This window comes from Streptomyces sp. 15-116A (assembly GCF_025290915.1).
GTDB lineage: Bacteria > Actinomycetota > Actinomycetes > Streptomycetales > Streptomycetaceae > Streptomyces.
On the sequence record NZ_JAOCQE010000028.1, the window covers coordinates 24,585 to 41,454 of the forward strand.

Annotated in this window: 12 protein-coding genes; 5 read left to right on the top strand and 7 right to left on the bottom strand. The window is 71.8% G+C overall.

The features are described from left to right. Positions 1-40 precede the first annotated feature (40 nt). Complete coding sequence (locus tag N4P33_RS08135; RefSeq protein ID WP_260825640.1) at positions 41-2,308, top strand: MMPL family transporter; 2,268 nt, start codon at positions 41-43, stop codon at positions 2,306-2,308. 60 nt (positions 2,309-2,368) lie between these two features. Here the strand turns inward: N4P33_RS08135 and N4P33_RS08140 are convergent, their stop codons facing one another. The 5 genes from N4P33_RS08140 to N4P33_RS08160 all read right to left on the bottom strand — a co-directional run bounded on the left by N4P33_RS08140 (position 2,369) and on the right by N4P33_RS08160 (position 7,786). Continuing rightward, positions 2,369-3,616: a glycosyltransferase gene (locus N4P33_RS08140; protein WP_260825641.1), complete on the bottom strand. Its 1,248-nt coding sequence runs from the start codon at positions 3,614-3,616 to the stop codon at positions 2,369-2,371. After that, positions 3,613-4,389: an ErmE/ErmH/ErmO/ErmR family 23S rRNA (adenine(2058)-N(6))-methyltransferase gene (gene erm / locus N4P33_RS08145; RefSeq protein ID WP_260825642.1), complete on the bottom strand. Its 777-nt coding sequence runs from the start codon at positions 4,387-4,389 to the stop codon at positions 3,613-3,615. The genes N4P33_RS08140 and erm overlap by 4 nt, the downstream gene beginning before the upstream one ends. A 318-nt stretch (positions 4,390-4,707) precedes the next feature. After that, entirely contained in the window at positions 4,708-5,991 is a 1,284-nt protein-coding gene (locus tag N4P33_RS08150; protein WP_260825643.1) for an ABC transporter substrate-binding protein, read from the bottom strand. After that, on the bottom strand, positions 5,991-6,824 hold the full coding sequence (locus tag N4P33_RS08155; protein ID WP_260825644.1) for a carbohydrate ABC transporter permease: 834 nt from the start codon (positions 6,822-6,824) through the stop codon (positions 5,991-5,993). Before N4P33_RS08155 ends, N4P33_RS08150 begins: the two co-directional genes overlap by 1 nt. After that, complete coding sequence (locus tag N4P33_RS08160) at positions 6,821-7,786, bottom strand: carbohydrate ABC transporter permease (RefSeq protein ID WP_260825645.1); 966 nt, start codon at positions 7,784-7,786, stop codon at positions 6,821-6,823. The genes N4P33_RS08155 and N4P33_RS08160 overlap by 4 nt, the downstream gene beginning before the upstream one ends. Positions 7,787-7,950: 164 nt before the next feature. Between N4P33_RS08160 and N4P33_RS08165 the strand changes: the two genes are divergently transcribed. Beyond that, positions 7,951-8,814, top strand: a complete 864-nt coding sequence (locus N4P33_RS08165) for a phosphotransferase enzyme family protein (RefSeq protein WP_260825646.1) — start codon at positions 7,951-7,953, stop codon at positions 8,812-8,814. A 17-nt stretch (positions 8,815-8,831) separates the two neighbouring features. On the opposite strand, the gene N4P33_RS08170 is transcribed toward N4P33_RS08165, so the two are convergent. Then, the gene (locus tag N4P33_RS08170; RefSeq protein WP_260825647.1) at positions 8,832-9,554 is read right to left on the bottom strand and encodes a 3'-5' exonuclease; all 723 of its coding nucleotides are present in this window, start codon (positions 9,552-9,554) and stop codon (positions 8,832-8,834) included. Between the two features lie 111 nt (positions 9,555-9,665). Next, positions 9,666-10,904 carry an SAV2148 family HEPN domain-containing protein gene (locus N4P33_RS08175; protein WP_260825648.1) on the bottom strand — a complete coding sequence of 413 codons (1,239 nt, stop codon included), beginning with the start codon at positions 10,902-10,904 and terminating at the stop codon, positions 9,666-9,668. Between the two features lie 329 nt (positions 10,905-11,233). On the opposite strand from N4P33_RS08175, the gene glgX reads away from it, so the two are divergent. The 3 genes from glgX to N4P33_RS08190 all read left to right on the top strand — a co-directional run. After that, positions 11,234-13,369, top strand: coding sequence for a glycogen debranching protein GlgX (glgX, locus tag N4P33_RS08180; RefSeq protein WP_260825649.1), 2,136 nt, complete (start codon positions 11,234-11,236; stop codon positions 13,367-13,369). Between the two features lie 52 nt (positions 13,370-13,421). Next, positions 13,422-15,854: a malto-oligosyltrehalose synthase gene (gene treY, locus N4P33_RS08185; RefSeq protein ID WP_260825650.1), complete on the top strand. Its 2,433-nt coding sequence runs from the start codon at positions 13,422-13,424 to the stop codon at positions 15,852-15,854. Between the two features lie 117 nt (positions 15,855-15,971). Then, positions 15,972-16,870, top strand: an 899-nt coding sequence (locus tag N4P33_RS08190; protein WP_260825651.1) for a M14 family zinc carboxypeptidase, incomplete at its 3' end; no start/stop codon positions are given.

Consider the following 16,870-nt stretch of genomic DNA (forward strand, 5'->3'; position numbering starts at 1 on the left):
CGGCAGGGGTCGCTGCCGCACACGAGGGAGCGAGCCCGTCATGGGGAACGGAGATTCGCGGGTACGGGGCTTCGCCGCCCGGGCCGGCGGCTGGAGCGCCCGGCACCGATGGGCGGCCGTGGGGATCTGGGTGCTGTTCGTGGTGCTGGCGATGGGACTCGGATCGGCAGCCGGCCGGGTCGACGTCAAGGACAGCGATCAGCTGGGCGGCGAGACGCACACCGCGGCCCGCATCATCGAGGACGCCGGGATCGAGGAGCCGGCCAGTGAGACCGTACTGATCCAGGCCAAGGGCGACGGGGTGAAGGCCACGGACGCCGAGTTCCGGGCCGCCGTCACCGCGGTCGTCACGGCCGTGGAGAAGACCGGCGAGGTCACGGACGTCACCTCGCCGTACGAGAGCGACACCATCTCGAAGGACGGGCGCAGCGCGCTGGTCCAGTTCGACATGCGCGGCGACTCGGACACCGCGGGCGAGCGGGTCGAGCCGGTGCTGAACGCCGTGGAGGAGGTCCAGAAGGACCACGAGTCGCTGCGGATCGAGGAGATCGGCGGCGCCTCCATGATGAAGACGTTCGACGACGCGTTCGGCGACGACTTCAAGAAGGCCGAGTTCTCGGCGGTGCCGGTGGCGTTCGGCATCCTGCTGATCGCGTTCGGCGCGCTTGTGGCTGCGGTGCTGCCGGTGATCCTCGCCCTCACCGCGATCATGGCGACGATGGGGCTGATGGGCATCGTCAGCCATCTGCAGCCGATGAGCGACACCGCCAACTCCGTGATGCTGCTGGTCGGCCTGGCCGTCGGCGTCGACTACTGCCTCTTCTACCTGCGCCGTGAGCGCGAGGAGCGCGAGGCCGGCCGGGACGCGCAGACCGCCCTGAGGGTCGCCGCCGCCACCAGTGGCCGCGCGATCATCGTGTCCGGCGTCACGGTGTGCGTGGCGATGGCGGGCATGCTGTTCACCGGTCTCGCCGAGTTCGAGGCGATGGGCCTCGCCTCGCTGATGGTCGTGGCGGTCGCCATGGTCGGGTCGGTGACAGTGCTGCCGGCGCTGCTGTCGCTGCTGGGCGAGCGGGTCGAGAAGGGCAAGATCCCCTTCCTGCACCCGGAGAGCAAGCTCCGTCGCAACCGGGGGCGCGGCAACCGCGAGAGCCGGTTCTGGACGGCCGTACTGAAGGGCGTGCTCGCCAAGCCCGTCGTCTCGGTCGTCGTCGCGGCCGGTGCGCTGCTCGCCATCGCGGCTCCCGCACTCGGCATGAAGACCCAGCAGCTCACGCTGGACCAGGAGTTCGGCGACTCGCTGCCCATCGTGCAGACGTACAACCGGCTCAACGAGGCCTTCCCGGGCGGTTCCGAGCCCGCCGAGGTCGTCGTCAAGGCCGACGACATCAACGCTCCCGAGGTGAAGTCCGCGCTCGCCGACTTCCGTGAGCGCGCCATCAGTTCCGGCGCCTCGCGCGGCCCGGTCGACATCAAGCTGCACGACGAGCAGAACGTGGCCTTCGTCTACGTCCCGCTGGTCGGCGGCTCCGACCTCGACAAGGCGGGCGCGAGCCTGGACAAGCTGCGCGACGAGGTGCGCCCCGCCACGCTCGGCAAGGTCGACGGCGTCGAGGCGCCGATCACCGGACAGGTCGCCGGTTCGAAGGACTTCAACGACCAGCTGGGCGGAGCGGTGGTCCCGGTCTTCGCGTTCGTCGTGGTCTTCGCCTTCGGGCTGATGCTGCTGTCCTTCCGCTCGCTGACGATCGCCGTCACGTCGATCGTGCTGAATCTGCTGTCGGTGGGCGCGGCCTACGGCATCCTCGTCGCCGTCTTCCAGCACGGCTGGGGTGCGTCCCTGGTAGGCGCGGAGGGCGTCGGCGCCATCATCAGCTGGCTGCCGCTGTTCCTGTTCGTGATCCTGTTCGGCCTGTCGATGGATTACCACGTGTTCGTGGTCTCGCGGATCCGCGAGGCTCGGCTGCGGGGCCGTACGACGAAGGACGCGATCCAGCACGGCGTGGTCACCACGGCCGGGGTCGTCACCAGCGCCGCGGTCATCATGGTCGCCGTGTTCGCGATCTTCGGCACGCTGTCCATGCAGTCCATGAAGCAGATGGGCGTGGGCCTCGCGGCCGCGGTGCTCATCGACGCGACGATCATCCGGGGCGTGCTGCTCCCGGCGGTGATGGCGCTGCTGGGCGAGCGCAACTGGTATCTGCCGAAGTGGCTGAACCGGCTGCCGGACCTGACGCACGACGAGGCGCCGGAGGCCGTGACGCGGGGCGCGGCCCGGGACGACGAGGGTGAGCGGGTTCCGGCCTGAGCCTGCCTGCCCGTGAAGCGGGGCCCGTCGACTACAGGGGAGTCGACGGGCCCTCCCCGTTCACTTCCGGGGGAGCTCCGCCTCGATGAGGTCGGCCGCCCGCCGCGTACCGCCCTCCTTGACCATGCCGGCCTGGATGTCCTTCAGGCGCCGGGCGACCTCCGGGTCGTCGACGAGTGCGAGGACGGCTGCGCGCAGGGCCTCGGCGGTCGCCTCCTCTGTGGGGAGGTGGCGGGCGACGCCGAGGGACTGGAGTACGTCCGCGTTGCCGAACTGGTCGGCGGCCTGCGGTACGGCGACCATCGGTGTGGCCGTCGCGAGCCCTTCCTGGCTGCCGCCGGCACCCGCGTGCGTGATGAAGCCGTCGGCATGCTTCAGGATGGCCAACTGCGGTACCCAGTACCTCACTTCCACGTTGGCGGGGATCTCGCCCAGCTCGGCCGGGTCGACGTGCCTGCCGATCTGGAGCACCATGTGCCAGCCGGGCAGGTCGCCGAAGGCCTTGACGCACTCGCGGTAAAAGCCGGGCTGCTTGGTGAAGGCGGAGCCGAGGGAGACGAGGAGGACCTTGTCCGCGCCGGCCGGTCGCCGCCAGTCGCCCTCGGCCGAGCGGTCACCCTGACAGGCGCCGACGAAGGTGTAGCGGCTCTCGTCGACCCGGTCGGCGTTCCACTGCAGCGCCTTGGGGATGAGGACGAGCGAGCGGTCGGGTCGGCCGCCGAAGGAGTCGGGATCCTGGTCGATACCGTTCTCGTCCAGCCAGCTCTGGAAGCGGGCGTAGTAGGCCTTGCCGCGCTCGGTCCTCTTCGGCTCGGCCCACATGGGTTCGGCGACCTCCTGCTCGTAGCCGTCCCAGGCGACCATGTGCGGGGAGAGCGAGATCGCCTTGACACCCCAGCGGTGGGCGAGGACCCGGCCCGGATAGGAGGCGGTGTCGTGCAGCACGAGGTCGGGTTCGTCGCCCTCGTACGCCTCGATGAGCTGGGGCAGCGCCTGGATCGCGTCGTCCAGGAACGGCTCGACGTTGTCCAGCAGGGTGCTCCCCCAGGCTTCCGGGTCGGCGTCGGGGCCGGGCAGCGTGGAGTTCCACGGCTTGGGTTCGGCGCCGGTCTCGGCGACCTTCTCCGCGAAGGCCGGCGGGATCGCGTACGTCACCCGGTGGCCGCGCGCGACGAGTTCGCGGATCACCTCCAGGCTGGGGTTCACGTGACCGTGCGCGGCGATGGAGAACATGGCGATGTGAGCGGGGCTGGTCATGCGACGACCGTACGCGAGACGAGACGTCTCGTGCAAGTGTGGACCGGTCATGCCGCCAGCACCTCGTGCAGGCGCAGCCAGCTCCCTGGTGCCACCTCGCCGACGAGCACGCCGGGGTCGAGCCGCGCGGCCCGGAACGCCGCGTCCACCCGCCGCCTCGGATGGGCACGGCGCAGGGAGGCGTGCAGCGAGCCGCCGACTCCCGAGAAGCCCAGCTCGACCAGGTGCCGCCAGTCGCGGTAGGCGCCCGCGTCGAGCAGCGGAGTGCGGCGGCACTCGATGCGCACGATCCCGGCGTCGACCCTCGGCACCGGCCGGAAGCTGCGCCGGCCGATCCGCCCGAGAAACCGCCACTCGTAGCGGGGCCAGGTGCGCACGGTGAGCAGCGTCCAGGTGCCGTAGTCGCCGGTGCGTTTGCGGGCGTACTCGAGCTGGGTGAGGAGCGTGGCGTCGGTGAGCGCGGGCGCGCGCAGACACCAGTCCACGACGGCCGCGGTGCGCGAGAACGGCACGTTCCCGGCGACGGAGAACGGGGTGCGCGGGGGGCGGGCGGCGAGGAAGTCCGCGCCGATGACACGGACGTGGGGTGCGCCGGAGAAGCGCTCGCGCAGCACGGGTACGAGGCGCGGGTCGATCTCGTACGCGTGCAGCTCACGGCAGCGGGCGGCGAGCGCGTCGGTCAACGCGCCCTTGCCCGCGCCGACTTCGAGCAGCAGGGGGACGGTGCGGCCGTCCGGGACGGCGAGGTGGGCGAGCCGGCGGGCGCCGGCGCGGTCGAGGAAGTTCTGCGAGAGCGCGCGCGAGGTCGCGGTGGGGCGGGCCATGGCCTGCGGTCCTTGTCTTCCGTGGGAGTGGAGAAGGGCAGCCGAAGGCCCTGACCGGAAGACAGAGGAATGAAGAACGGAGGGAGGCGTGAGACGGCCGCCGCGCCGGATCAGCGGGCGGCGGGGCTCCCCGGGCCGGTCAGGGCTCCGGGGCCACGACGCATCCGGACGGAGTGCGTGCAGCCCCGGCCGAGACCGGAGTTGAAGATCGCGTTGAACGCTGCCACGGAGGGGACGTTAGGTGCGGGCCGTGGCGGTGCGCAAAAGGTTTTCGGCGCGCGACGGGTTTCGGCGGGCCCGACCCCCCGTGTGCGGTGGTCAGCGCTGATAGCGGGCGAGTACGAGATTGCCGTCCTCCTCGATGCGGTGGCGCAGCTCGTCGAGGCCGATGGCGCCGCTGTAGTACTCCTGGAGTGCCGGGGTGGCCACCTTGTCCTTCCACTCGGGGTAGCCGCGCACGGTCTGTGCGGGCGCCGGGCGCAGATGGGCGGCGAGGGCGGTGCCGGTGGCCCAACCGTGTTCGGCGGTGCGCAGGGCGGGGTCGGCGAGGGCCTCGGTGCCGGTGGGCAGCATCCAGTCGCCGAGGGCGAGGCGGACCATGTTGCGCGGCTGGAGCAGGAAGTCGAGGAAGGCGGCGGCCTCCTTCTTGTGCGGGCAGTCCTCGGCGATGGAGAGGGTCTGCGGGCTGACGCCTTGGGCGAGTCCCTCGGGCCCGGCGGGGGCGGGCAGCACCGTCCAGTCGAAGCCCTCGGGCGCCTGCTGGACGATCTGCTGGCGGTAGGAGAAGCCGAGCGGCACCATCGCGTACCGGCCGCCGAAGAATCCGGGCAGGGTGTCGGAGCCGCCGCTGCCGAGGGTGGTCGGCGAGGCGCTGTGGTCGGTGTTCACCTGGTCGTGGATGGTGCGCGGGACGATCTCGTCGCCCTCGCCGAAGCGCACGGTGACTTTGCCGTCTGGGTCCCGGTGAAAGAGCTCGCCACCGGCCGACAGCGAGAGGTTGAGTGTCGCGGACACCGGCTCCTTCAGCGGCCAGGCGATGCCGTACGTGCCTTCACCGGAGCCGAGTTCCTTGGTCACCGCCCGGAACTCGGCCCAGCTCCACGGCCGTTCGGGCGTCGGGATGCGCACGCCGGACTTCTTCAGCCAGGTGGTGTTGGCGATCAGCACGCGAGGTTCCTGCAGGAAGGGCACGCCGTAGATGCCGTCGCCGAAGGTGGTGGTCTGCCAACTGCGCTCGGGGATGTCGGACTTGAGGCGGGCGGGCAGCAGCCCGGTGAGGTCGGCGAGGTAGCCGCCGTAGGCGAAGTCGGCGAGGTCGTCGGAGGCGTCATGGATGATGTCGGGGGCCTCGCCGCCCTCGAAGGAGGTGAGCAGCTGGTCGTGGACGCTGTCCCAGCTCCCCTGGACGTACTCCACCTGGACGTCGGGATGGCGGGCGTTCCACTCCGCCACCAGCTCCTTGTTCGCCTCGACGGACTCCTCCTGCCAGGCCAGGGACTGGAAGCGCAGGGTGATCCGGCCGTCGTCGCGGGTGCCGCCGGACGAGCAGCCCGCGAGCAGCAGGACGACGGCGAGCGCCGCCACGAGCAGTCTGATCCGCATCAGCTCTTCACCGCCCCGGCGAGCATGCCGCCCGTGATCCGGCGCTGGATGAGCGCGAAGACGACCAGTGACGGCAAGGTCGCGAGGAAGGCCGCCGCCGCCAGCGGGCCGAGGTCGGCGACTCCCTCGGCGCCGATGAAGTGGGTGAGGACGACCGGCAGGGTCTGTCTCTCCGCGGTCTTCAGCAGCACCAGCGCGAAGAAGAACTCGTTCCACGCGGTGATGAACGCGAACAGGGCCGTCGCCACGATCCCCGGCGCCAGCAGCGGCGCCGTCACCGACACCAGGGTCCGCAGCCGCCCCGCCCCGTCGACCGCCGCCGCCTCCTCCAGCTCGGCCGGTACGGCCCGCACATACCCGGTGAGCATCCACAGCGCGAACGGCAGCGCCCACACCACGTACACCAGCACCAGCCCCGGCACGGAGTTGATCATCCGCAGGTTCTTCAGTACCAGGAACAGCGGGATGATCAGCAGTACGAACGGGAACGCCTGGCTGACCACCACCCAGCCGGTCGCGGCCCGGGCGAGGGCGGTGCGGTGGCGGGCCATGACATACGCCATGGGCGTGGCGATCACGACCGCGATCAGCGCCGCCGAGGACGCCGCGAGCAGGGAGTTGAGCGCGGCGCGCAGCAGCGGCTGCTCGTCGAATGCCTGGCGGAAGTTGGCGAGCGTGGGGTCCTGCGGGATCCAGGTGGGATGCAGACTGGCCAGCTCGCGCGGGGGTTTGAACGCGGTGGAGATCAGCCAGAGGAACGGGAAGGCGAGGAAGACGAGATAGGCGAGCAGCGCCGCGTACTGACCGGCGCGGGCGGTCCGGCTGGTCCTCATGACGCGTCCCCTCCCCCCAGCCGGCCCACGAGGAAGACGGGCAGCATGATCGAGACGGCGGCGACCATGACGCAGCCCATCGCCGCCGCGTATCCGAACTGTCCGTAGCGGAAGGCCTCTTCGTAGGCGAAGAGCATGGGCAGCCGGGTGCGTCCGCCGGGGCCGCCGTTGGTGAGCACATAGACCAGGGCGAAGGAGTTGAAGTTCCAGATCAGGTTGAGTGCCGTGATGGCGAGGGCGATGGGGCGGATCGCGGGCCAGGTGACCGTGCGGAAGCGGCGCCAGGCGCCGGCGCCGTCCACGGCGGCCGCCTCGTGCAGTTCGCGCGGGGTGTTCTGCAGTCCGGCGAGCAGCGCGACCGTCGTCTGCGGCATCCCGGCCCATACGCCGACGACGATCACCGCGGGCAGGGCGGTGGCGAGGCCGCTGAGCCAGTCCCGGCCGTCGCCGAGTCCGACGTCGCGCAGGGTCTCGTTGAGGATGCCCGCGTCCGGGTTGTAGACCAGCCGCCACATGATGCCGACGACGACCTCGGGCATCGCCCACGGGACGATCGCGAGGGCGCGGGCCAGCCAGCGCAGTCTCAGGTCCTGATGGAGCAGCAGGGCGAGGCCGAGCGCGAGCAGGAACTGCGGCACGGTCACCCCGACCGCCCACACGAGGCCGATCCGGAACGACTCCCAGAACAGCGTGTCGTGCAGCAGGTCCTGGAAGTTGAGGGTGCCGATCCACTGGGTGGGCTCGGTGCGGCCGGACTGGGCGTCGGTGAACGCCAGCAGGATCCCGTACAGCAGCGGTCCGACACTGAGGACGAGGATCGGCAGCAGCGCGGGCAGCACCAGGAACCAGGGGCTGTGGTCCAAGGCGCGCCCCGGCCGCCACGACTGCCGCCCCCGCCGCCCCCGCCGCCCCCGGCCGGGCTCCTTGCCCGCCGGTCTCCTCACCTCGGTCACCGATGTCACGGAATCAGCCCCTTTGCGCGGCTCGGGGTGGGCCAGGTCATGGTCGTGAAGGGTTTCCGCGTCGTCAAGGGCACGCGCATGCCGTCCGACCTGTGCGAATGGGAAACTGAGCGGACGGATGGCCGGATCCCGGCGGCGGGACGTCAGAGAGGCAGGACGGACGGATGGACGAGGCACGGGCGCGTGAGGTGCTGGCCGCTTCGGGGGTGCTGCCCGGCGCGACCGGGGACGCGCGGCTGCTCGCCCTGGGCGAGAACGCGGTGTTCGCCGCCGGTGACCTGGTCGTCAGGGTGGGCCGCGACGCCGAACTGCTGGACCGGGCGCGCCGCGAGCTGGACATCGCGCTGTGGCTGGCGGACGCCGGGGTGCCGGCGGTGCGGGCGGCCGCGCCGGAGGCGCTGCTGGTCGAGGGGCACGCGGTGACCGTGTGGCACCGGCTGCCCGAGGCGGTGCGGCCCGCCGAGCCGCGTGATCTGGCCGGACTGCTGCGGGTCGTCCACGCACTTCCCGCTCCTCCCTTCACGTTGCCGCCCCGCGATCTGCTGGGCGGTGTGGAACGCTGGCTGCGGCTCGCCGGTGACGCGATCGACCCGGCGGACGCGGCATATCTGCGCGAGCGTCGGGACGGGTTCGCGTCGGCCGCGGCGGCGCTGACGCCCCATCTGCCGCCGGGCCCCGTCCACGGGGACGCGCTGCCCCGCAATGTGCATGTGGGGCCGGACGGGCCGGTGCTGGTGGACCTGGAGACCTTCTCCGCCGACCTGCGGGAGCACGACCTGGTGGTCATGGCCCTCTCCCACGACCGCTACGGGCTCCCGGACGAGGCGTACACGTCCTTCACGGAGACCTACGGCTGGGATGTACGGGCGTGGGAGGGCTGCTCGGTGCTGCGCGGCGCACGGGAGACGGCCAGCTGCGCGTGGGTCGCGCAGCACGCGCCGAGCAATCCGAAGGCTCTGGCGGAATTCCGGCGCCGGGTGGCGTCACTGCGGGACGGTGACGAGACGGTGCGCTGGTATCCGTTCTGAGCAGGGCGGCAAGCGCCTCAGACCCGTTCGCCCGCCGGCTCCCGCAGGGGCCAGGCCCCGTCGATCGTCGCCGTGGCGTCGCCCTTGCGGCGCAGGAAGTTCTGGAAGTCCGCCGCCCATTCGGCGTACCACTCGATCTGGCGGCGGTGCAGTTCCGCCGGGCCGAGGGATGCGACCTTCGGGTGGCGGACGGCTATCGCGCAGGCGAGGCGTGCGGCGGCGAGGGCGTCGGCCGTCGCGTCGTGTGCGGAGTCGAGGGCGACGCCGTACTCGGCGCAGACGGCTTCCAGGTTGCGTTTGCCGCGGCGGTAGCGGTCGACGGAGCGGTCGATCGTGTACGGGTCGATGACCGGGGCGGGGTCGATGCCGCCGAGGCGGTCGCGCAGGGACGGCAGCCCGTAGCGGCGCAGTTCGGCGGAGAGCAGGGTCAGGTCGAAGGCGGCGTTGTAGGCGACGACCGGGACGCCCGTCTTCCAGTACGTGGTCAGGACGTCCGCGATCGCGTCGGCCACCTGGTCGGCGGGTCTGCCGTCGGCCGCCGCGCGCTCGTTGCTGATGCCGTGCACCGCGACCGCGTCCGCCGGGATCGGCACGCCCGGGTCGGCCAGCCATTCCCGGCGGCCCGTCGGCTCCCCGTCCCTGACCTCGATCACGGCGCCCGTGACGATCCGCGCCTCGCGCGGGTCGGTGCCCGTCGTCTCCAGGTCGAAGCCGATCAGCAGCTCCCGGTGCCAGCCCATGGGCTGCCCCCCTTCTGTGTGGTGCGTTCCCCCAGTGGTCCCCACCTTCGCACGCACCACTGACAATCCGAGGATCGCCTTCCGCTTACCGGCCCTCGGGAGGGCTCACGTTCACGACACCGGGCGCGAATCCGCCCACATCTGCTCGAACTCCTCGCGGTACGTGGGGAAGAGCCCGCCTTCCTCGACCTCGCCCGGTTTGACCACCTTGTTCCCGTTGCGCAGCACCAGCACCGGGGCCTCCATGCCGCGGGCGCGGCGCAGATAGTGCTGCACGACGGCGATGCCGTCCGCGCCGTCGCCGTCCACGAGGTAGGTCGTGCAGCGCGGTGTCTCGTCGTAAACGTGGATCTCGAAGGCGCCCGGGTCGCGCAGGCGGGAGCGGACGCGGCGCATGTGCAGGATGTTCATCTCGACGGAGCGGCCCAGCTCACCGCGTTTGAGCCCGAGTTCGCGCTCCCGGCGTTTGACCGCGCTGGAGGCCGGGTTGAGGAACAGCAGCCGCACCCGGCAGCCGGACTCCGCGAGGCGGACCAGACGGCGGCCGGAGAAGTTCTGCACCAGCAGGTTGAGGCCGATGCCGAGCGCGTCCAGGCGGCGGGCGCCGCCGAAGATGTCCTCGGCGGGGAACTGGCGCAGCAGGCGCACCCGGTCGGGATGGACGGCGACCACGTCGGCGTACCGGTCGCCGACCAGGTCCTCCACCGCGTCCACGGGCAGCCGGCGGGCCGAGGGGACGTCGCCGCCCGCGCCGAGCATCTCCAGCAGGCGCGCGGAGGCGCGTTCGGCCTGGTTGAGCACCGCCTCGGACAGCGCGCGATTGCGGGAGACGACGTTGCGGGTGACCTCCAGCTCGTCCAGGGCGAGTTCGACGTCGCGGCGGTCGTCGAAGTACGGCTCGAAGCACGGCCAGTGCTGGACCATCAGCTCGCGCAGCTGCGGGAGCGTGAGGAAGGACAGGACGTTGTCGTCGGCCGGGTCGAGGAGGTAGCCCTTGCGGCGGCTGACCTCGCGGACGGCGACCGCACGCTGCACCCACTCCTGGCCGGCGGGGCCGGCGGCGGCGACCACCCAGTCGTCGCCGTGGACGGGCTTGTAGATGGGGCGCAGCACGGCCGCGACGACCGCGCGCAGACGTTGTTCGACGAGGTTCAGCCAGATGTAGGCGCGGCCGGCCCGCTGGGCGCGGGTGCGTACCTCGCGCCAGGCGTCGGCGCCCCAGTCCAGTTCCGGCCCGATCGAGCCCGCGTCCATCGGCCGTGCCAGGGACACCGCACCGGGCGGGACGTCCGTGGAGTTCCCCTCGTGACCCTCGTCACCAGGGGGCAGCTCCAGCCCTCCCGAGCCCACCCGCGCACCGCCTTCCACTCCCCTGGGCCTCCCCGGCCCGACGATCAAGGAGAGTACTCCGCATGGGGCACGGGGTGCAGCCCGATGGACAGGCTGGTTTCTCAACTTCCTTCTTCGGCAGGAATGTTCTATGGGTGCGGGGCTTTTGCGGGTGAGCGGATTCATACCGTGGGCCGGGGTCCCGTGCGTGGGCGGCCGCGGGACGCCGGGCCGGCCGGTCGAGCATCACACACGCCAGTGGGGCATCAGTGGTAGTGGTCGCCTCACTTTGGGGAGACTCGGAGCCAAGGCGTCCACACCGGCGCCCCACACCTGAAAGAGTCGTATCCATGCAGGTCTGGCCTGGCGAGGCGTATCCGCTCGGTGCCACGTACGACGGCGCCGGAACGAATTTCGCGGTCTTCACGGAGGCCGCGGACCGAGTAGAGCTGTGTCTGCTGCACGACGACGGCTCCGAGACGGCGATCGAGTTGCGCGAGAGCGACGCGTTCGTGCGGCACGCGTACGTGCCCGGGATCATGCCCGGGCAGCGGTACGGCTTCCGTGTGCACGGACCGTACGCACCCGACCGCGGACTGCGCTGCAATTCCGCGAAGCTGCTGCTCGACCCGTACGCGCGTGCGATCAGCGGTTCGATCCAGTGGGGCGAGGAGGTGTACGGCTATCACTTCGGCGCGCCGGAGAAGCGCAACGATCTGGACTCCGCGCCGCACACGATGACGTCGGTGGTGGTCAACCCGTACTTCGACTGGGGGGACGACCGGCGGCCCCGTACGGAGTATCACCACACGGTGATCTACGAGGCCCATGTCAAGGGGCTGACCATGCGGCATCCGGCGCTGCCGGAGGAGCTGCGGGGCACGTACGCGGGGCTGGCGCATCCGGCGGTGATCGAGCACCTGAGCGAGCTGGGGGTGACGGCCCTGGAGCTGATGCCCGTCCATCAGTTCGTCAATGATCACCGGCTCGTGGACATGGGGCTCAGCAACTACTGGGGCTACAACACGATCGGGTTCTTCGCCCCGCACAACGCCTACGCCTCCTGGGGCGACCGCGGGCAGCAGGTGCTGGAGTTCAAGTCGGCGGTGAAGGCGCTGCACGAGGCGGGCATCGAGGTGATCCTCGATGTCGTCTACAACCACACCGCCGAGGGCAATCATCTGGGGCCCACGCTGTCCTTCAAGGGGATCGACAACCCCTCGTACTACCGGCTGATGGACGACCGCCGGTATTACATGGACACGACGGGGACCGGGAACTCCCTGCTCATGCGGTCGCCGCACGTACTGCAGATGATCATGGATTCGCTGCGGTACTGGGTGACGGAGATGCATGTCGACGGGTTCCGGTTCGATCTGGCGGCCACGCTGGCCCGGCAGTTCCACGAGGTGGACCGGCTGTCGTCGTTCTTCGACCTGGTGCAGCAGGATCCGGTCGTCTCGCAGGTGAAGCTGATCGCCGAACCGTGGGACGTCGGCGAGGGCGGCTACCAGGTGGGCAATTTCCCGCCGCTGTGGACCGAGTGGAACGGCAAGTACCGGGACACCGTGCGCGACCTGTGGCGGGGCGAGCCGCGGGCGCTCGCGGAGTTCGCCTCGCGGCTGACCGGGTCGTCGGATCTCTACCAGGACGACGGGCGGCGCCCGCTGGCCTCGATCAACTTCGTGACCTGCCACGACGGCTTCACGCTGCACGATCTGGTGTCGTACAACGACAAGCACAACGCGGCCAACGGCGAGGACAACCGGGACGGCGAGAGCCACAACCGGTCCTGGAACTGCGGGGTGGAGGGGGAGACCGACGACCCGGACGTGCTGCGGCTGCGGACCCGGCAGATGCGGAACTTCATCGCCACGCTGATGCTGTCCCAGGGCGTGCCCATGATCAGCCACGGCGACGAGCTGGCCCGCACCCAGCGCGGCAACAACAACGCCTACTGCCAGGACAACGAGCTGGCCTGGGTCGACTGGCCCGAGCCGGAGGACGGGGAGGGCGACGAGGACCTCCGGCGGCAGCTGCTCGAGTTCACCCGGGCGATGGTGTGGCTGCGCAAGGACCACCCGGTGTTCCGCAGGCGCCGCTTCTTCCACGGCCGGCCGGTGGAGGGCACCCACGACGATCTGTCGGACATCGCCTGGTTCACCCCCGAGGGCGCGGAGATGACCCAGCGGGACTGGGACTCCGCGCGGGCGTCGGCGCTGACGGTGTTCCTCAACGGCAACGCGATCTCCGAGCCCGGCCCGCGCGGGGAGCGCATCACGGACGACTCCTTCCTGCTGATGTTCAACGCCTCGCCGAAGCCGCTGGACTTCGTGGTGCCGGTCGACCACGGCCGGCAGTGGCAGGTGGTGGTGGACACCGCCCGCGCGGACGGGGTCCCGCCGGGCACCGGGCCCAAGGTGCACGCCGGGGACCGGCTGACGCTGACCGACCGGAGCATGACGGTGCTCCAGCGGCCGGTGTAGTCGTGCGGCGGGTGATGACAGGAAACGCGGCAGGGCGGGTACGTACGTCTGCATGACCTCTGAGCGGACTGTTGAGCGGACCCTTGCGCGCCCCGATGCCGCGGTGCCGACGGCCACGTACCGGCTTCAGCTGCAGCCCGGCTTCCCCTTCGGGGCCGCGGCGGCGGCCGTGCCGTACGTGGCCTCGCTCGGCGTGTCCCATCTGCATCTGTCGCCCGTCCTGGAAGCCGTGCCCGGTTCGCTGCACGGCTACGACGTCGTGGACCACGCACGCGTGCGGGAGGAGCTGGGCGGGGAGGAGGGGCTGCGGGCGCTGGCGCGCATCGCGCGGGAGCACGGGCTCGGGCTGATCGTCGACATCGTGCCGAACCACATGGCGATGTCGCCGCGCCACAACCGGGCCCTGTGGGAGGTGCTGCGAGAGGGGCCGGACTCGCCGTACGCGCGGTGGTTCGACATCGACTGGGAGGCGCAGGACGGCCGGGTGCTGCTGCCCGTGCTCGGCGGGCCGCTGGGCGCGGAGCTCGGCCGGATCAAGGCCGACGGCGACGTGCTGCGCTACTACGACCACGAGTTCCCGCTGCGGGAGGGCACCGCGGGCCTGGAGCCGCCGGAGCTGCTGGACGCGCAGTGGTACCGCCTGGGCTGGTGGCGGCTGGCCCGCACGGAGCTCAACTACCGGCGGTTCTTCAGCATCTCCGAGCTGATCGGAGTGCGGGTGGAGGACCCGGAGGTGTTCGACGCCACGCACGCCACGATCCTGCGGCTGCTGCGCGAGGGCGTGATCGACGGGCTGCGCGTCGACCACCCGGACGGGCTCGCCGACCCGGACGGCTATCTGCGGCGGCTGCACGAGGCGACCGGCGGCCGGTGGACGGTGGTGGAGAAGATCCTCTCCGACGGCGAGCCGCTGCCCGCCTCCTGGCCGGTCGCGGGCACCACCGGCTACGACGCCCTGCGGCACGTGGACGGCCTGTTCCTGGACCCTGCGGGCTTCGGGGAGCTGCTGGGCCAGTACCGGCGGTTCGCGGCCCCGCAGACGGACCGGGGCGGTGACTGGGACGCCACGGTGCGGCGGGCCGCGTACAAGGTGCTCACCCATGAGCTGGCCACCGAGGTGGACCGGCTGACCCGGGTGGCGAGCCGGCTGTGCGCGACCTCGCCGGAGCCGGCGCTGCGCGACCGCGCGCCCTGGGCGCTGCGCACGGCCCTGCTGGAGCTGCTGGTCCGGCTGGAGGTGTACCGGCCCTACGCCTCCGTGGACGCGGCCGGGGTGGTCACCGAGGAGGCCGCCGCCGAGGCCCGGCTCGCGTTCGCGGTGCCCGAGGAGGCGGGCGCGGTGGACGCCGTGCGGGATCTGGTGCTCGGGCGGTACGGCGACGGGCCGCAGCACGTGGAGTTCCGTACGCGGTTCGCGCAGACGGCGTCGGCGCTGCGGGCCAAGTCCGTGGAGGACACGGCGTTCTACCGCTATGTGCCGCTGCTGTCGGCGACCGAGGTCGGCGGGAATCCCGGCGCTCCCGCGCTGCCGGCGGAGGCGTTCCACGCGTACTGCGCGCGCGTGCAGCGCGACTGGCCGACGACCGGCACGGTGGTGTCCACGCACGACACCAAGCGCAGCGCCGATGTACGGGCCGCGCTGCACGTGCTCACCGAGTGCCCGCAGCGCTGGGCGGACGTCCTGACGGAGGTGACCCGCGGCGGCGAGGGCGTGCCGGACGCGCAGCTGGCGTGGGCGGCCTGGCAGACGGTGTTCGGTCTCGGCCCCGCCGAGGAGGAGCGGGTGCAGGGGGCGCTGCTGAAGCATGTGCGCGAGGCGGGCCTGTACACCAGCTGGACCGAGCAGGAGCCGCCGTACGAGGAGCAGGTGGCCCGGTTCGTGGCGGCGGGGCCGTGCGGGCGGCCGGGTGAGCGGGTGGCGGCGTTCCGTGCCTCGCTGGAGCCGCACATCCGCGCGAACGTGCTGGGCACGGCGCTGGTGCATCTGACGATGCCGGGCGTGCCGGACGTCTATCAGGGCACGGAGCGCGAGTACCGGGCGCTGGTGGATCCGGACAACCGGAGGGCGGTGGACTACGGTGACGGGGAAAGGGATGGGGACGGCGGGGGCGTCCTGGGTGGTGACGGGGGTGACAGCGGTGGTCTGAGCGGGGAGAAGCGGGCGGTCACCCGGGCGGCTCTGCGGCTGCGTGCCCGGCGACCGGAGGTCTTCGGTGACACGGCGTCGTACGAGCCGCAGCCGGCCGAAGGTCCGGCGGCGGCCCACTGTGTGGCCTTCGTGCGCTCGGGGCGGGTCCTCACGGCCGTGACCCGTCTCTCCTTGCGGCTGGCGGAGGCCGGCGGCTGGCGGGACACCCGGCTGGCCCTCCCGCCGGGCCGCTGGGCGGACGTCCTGGACCCGGGCCGGGAGTTCACGGGGCACGCGCGCGTGGCGGACCTTTTCGCGCCGCTGCCGGTGGCGCTGCTGGAGCGGACCGGCGACTGAAATCCGCCGTTTCCGTGGGTTCGGTGAGGTGTTCGGGGTGACCGTTGGGGCGCCCTTGACACCGTCTCGTGGCCGTGGGGTACTGCGCAGAGCGGCGTCGCGTGGTCGGGACGGGGGGTGAGTCTGCTGCCGGAGCTGCGGTATCCGACGGTGGCCGAACTGGTGAGCTCCGCCCGCGCCCTGGCCGATCAGCGGCCCGAGTTGTGCGCGCTGCGGCAGGTGGGGGTCTCCCGCGCCGGGCGTCCGCTGCATCTGCTGTCCATCGGCCACGCGCGGCGCGCGGTACTGGTGGTCGCCGGCGCGCACGCCAACGAGCCGGCCGGCGGGGGGACCCTGCTGGTACTGGCCCGGCGGATCCTGGAGATGCCGGAGCTGCGGGACGGCATCTCCTGGCATCTCCTGCTGTGCGCGGACCCCGACGGGGCGAGCCTCCACCGGGCGCCGACACCGCGCAGCCTGTACGAGTACCACCTGGGCTTCTTCCGTCCGGCGGGCCCGGAGCAGCCGGAGTGGGCGCCGTCGCTGCTGCCGCCGGACCGGCTGCCGCCCGAGACGCGCGCGCTGACCGGGGTCATCGACGAGCTGCGGCCCTACCTCCAGGTCTCGCTGCACGGCACCGATCTGGGCGGCAGCTGGGTGCAGCTGACGAGGGACGTGCCGGGGCTGGCGGAGCCGTTCGCCAAGTCCGCGGCGGAGCTGCACATCCCGGTGGAGACGAGCGCGTCGGACGCGGCGGGGTGGCCGGCGTCGGGGCCGGGGGTGCATGTGATGCCGGCGGCCGGCACCGGGCCGGCGTATCCGAGCCTGCCGGACGACGCGCGGCACAGCACCTGGTACCACGCGCACCGGTACGGCGGCCTGACCGCGGTGATCGAGGTGCCGATGTGGGCCGGAGGCGTGGTGGACGATCCGGCACCGCATCCGGCACCGGCGGCGGCGCTGCGGCATCTCGCGCGGCGGCTGCTGGGGGACGCCGGTGAGGTGCTGCGGGTGGTCGAGGACGTGCGGCCCCGCCC

Excerpts from the sequence above, each read along its gene's own strand:
- erm (WP_260825642.1), bottom strand. The coding sequence starts at position 4,389 with ATGGCCCGCCCCACCGCGACCTCGCGCGCGCTCTCGCAGAACTTCCTC.
- N4P33_RS08140 (WP_260825641.1), bottom strand. The coding sequence starts at position 3,616 with ATGACCGGTCCACACTTGCACGAGACGTCTCGTCTCGCGTACGGTCGT.
- N4P33_RS08155 (WP_260825644.1), bottom strand. The coding sequence starts at position 6,824 with ATGAGGACCAGCCGGACCGCCCGCGCCGGTCAGTACGCGGCGCTGCTC.
- N4P33_RS08170 (WP_260825647.1), bottom strand. The coding sequence starts at position 9,554 with ATGGGCTGGCACCGGGAGCTGCTGATCGGCTTCGACCTGGAGACGACG.
- N4P33_RS08135 (WP_260825640.1), top strand. The coding sequence starts at position 41 with ATGGGGAACGGAGATTCGCGGGTACGGGGCTTCGCCGCCCGGGCCGGC.
- treY (WP_260825650.1), top strand. The coding sequence starts at position 13,422 with ATGACCTCTGAGCGGACTGTTGAGCGGACCCTTGCGCGCCCCGATGCC.
- N4P33_RS08150 (WP_260825643.1), bottom strand. The coding sequence starts at position 5,991 with ATGCGGATCAGACTGCTCGTGGCGGCGCTCGCCGTCGTCCTGCTGCTC.
- glgX (WP_260825649.1), top strand. The coding sequence starts at position 11,234 with ATGCAGGTCTGGCCTGGCGAGGCGTATCCGCTCGGTGCCACGTACGAC.
- N4P33_RS08165 (WP_260825646.1), top strand. The coding sequence starts at position 7,951 with ATGGACGAGGCACGGGCGCGTGAGGTGCTGGCCGCTTCGGGGGTGCTG.